This window comes from Nocardia sp. NPDC058497 (assembly GCF_042720195.1).
GTDB lineage: Bacteria > Actinomycetota > Actinomycetes > Mycobacteriales > Mycobacteriaceae > Nocardia.
The window spans coordinates 1-1,819 of the sequence record NZ_JBHXMY010000860.1 but is presented as its reverse complement, the minus strand read 5'-3'; the positions used below and the strand labels follow the sequence as shown (position 1 = coordinate 1,819).

Here is a 1,819-nt window from a genome sequence, read left to right as displayed (position 1 = left end):
CATTTCGTGGCGGCGGCCCCGGTCTTTTTTTATACCCCCCCCGCACCCCAAACCGGGGGGGCCCATATATATCCCCCCCCCCCGCCCCATCGGTAAGGCCTACTGCGCCGTCGACTTGAACCGGCGCAGGCGCAGGCTGTTGCTCACCACGAACACCGAGCTGAACGCCATCGCGGCGCCGGCCAGCATCGGGTTGAGCAGGCCCGCCATGGCCAGCGGGATGGCGGCCACGTTGTAGGCGAAGGCCCAGAACAGGTTGCCCTTGATGGTGGCCAGGGTGCGCCGCGACAGGCGGATCGCGTCGGCGGCGGCGCGCAGGTCGCCGCGGACCAGGGTCAGGTCGCTGGCCTCGATGGCGACATCGGTGCCGGTGCCCATCGACAGGCCGAGGTCGGCCTGGGCCAGGGCGGCCGCGTCGTTGACGCCGTCACCGACCATGGCGACGACCTTGCCCTCGGCCTGCAGCCGCTTGACCGTGTCGACCTTGTCCTGCGGCAGCACCTCGGCGATGACCTCGTCGATACCGACCTCGTCACCGATGGTGCGAGCCGCGCGGGCATTGTCACCGGTGAGCAGGATCGGAGTCAGACCCAGCGCGCGGAACTGCGAGATAGCCTGCGCCGAGGTGGGTTTCACCGCATCGGCGACCACCAGCACGCCGCGCGCCTTGCCGTCCCAGCCGATCGCGACCGCGGTCTTGCCCGCCGACTCCGCTTCCGCCATGGCGGCTTCCAGCTTGTCGTCGAGCTCCTGCGACCAGTCGGCCAGCAGCTTCGCCCGGCCCACGATCACCGCGTGCCCGTCGACGACGCCCTGCACACCGAGGCCTTCGACATTGGTGAAGCCCTCCACCTGCGGCAGCGTGCCGATCTCGTCGCGCGCACCCTTGGCGATCGCCTGCGCGATCGGGTGCTCCGACGAATCCTCCAGCGCGCCAGCCAGTTCCAGCACCCGGCTGCCGATCTCGCCCTCGGCGGGGATCACGTCGAGCAGGGTCATCTTGCCGGTGGTGACGGTGCCGGTCTTGTCCAGCACGATGGTGTCGACCTTGCGGGTCGATTCCAGCACCTCGGGGCCCTTGATCAGGATGCCCATCTGGGCGCCGCGACCGGTGCCGACCATCAGCGCGGTCGGGGTGGCCAGGCCGAGGGCGCACGGGCAGGCGATGATCAGCACCGCGACAGCCGCGGTGAACGCCGCCGCGATCGCGCCGCCGGTGCCGAGCCAGAAGCCGAGCGTGCCGACGGACAGCGCGATGACGATCGGCACGAAGATGCCGGAGATCTTGTCGGCCAGCCGCTGGGCCTGCGCCTTGCCGGTCTGCGCGTCCTCGACCAGCTGCGCCATCTGGGCGAGCTGGGTGTCGGCGCCGATCCTGGTGGCGCGCACCAGGAGTCGTCCGCCGACATTGACGGTCGCGCCGGTGACGACGTCGTCGACGCCGACCTCCACCGGCACCGACTCGCCGGTGAGCATCGAAGCGTCGACCGCCGAGGAACCCTCGATCACCACACCGTCGGTGGCGATCTTCTCGCCCGGCCGCACGATGAACTCGTCACCGACGGCCAACTGCTCCACCGGAATTCGCGTCTCGACGCCATCGCGGACCACCGCGACATCCTTGGCGCCCAGCTCGAGCAGCGCCCGCAGCGCCGCACCGGCCCGCCGCTTGGAGCGGGCCTCGAAGAAGCGCCCGGCCAGGATGAACGTGGTGACGCCGGCCGCGGCCTCCAGGTAGATGCTGCCGGTGCCGTCCATCCGCGCGATGGTGAATTCGAACGGGTGCGTCATCCCCGGCGTGCCCGCGGTACCCCAGAAC

General features: G+C 70.4%; 1 protein-coding gene. It reads right to left on the bottom strand.

What is annotated here, in order from left to right:
• Positions 1-99: 99 nt before the first annotated feature.
• Positions 100-1,819: heavy metal translocating P-type ATPase (locus ACFWPJ_RS31840; RefSeq protein ID WP_378857085.1), on the bottom strand; the 1,720-nt coding region annotated here is incomplete at its 5' end.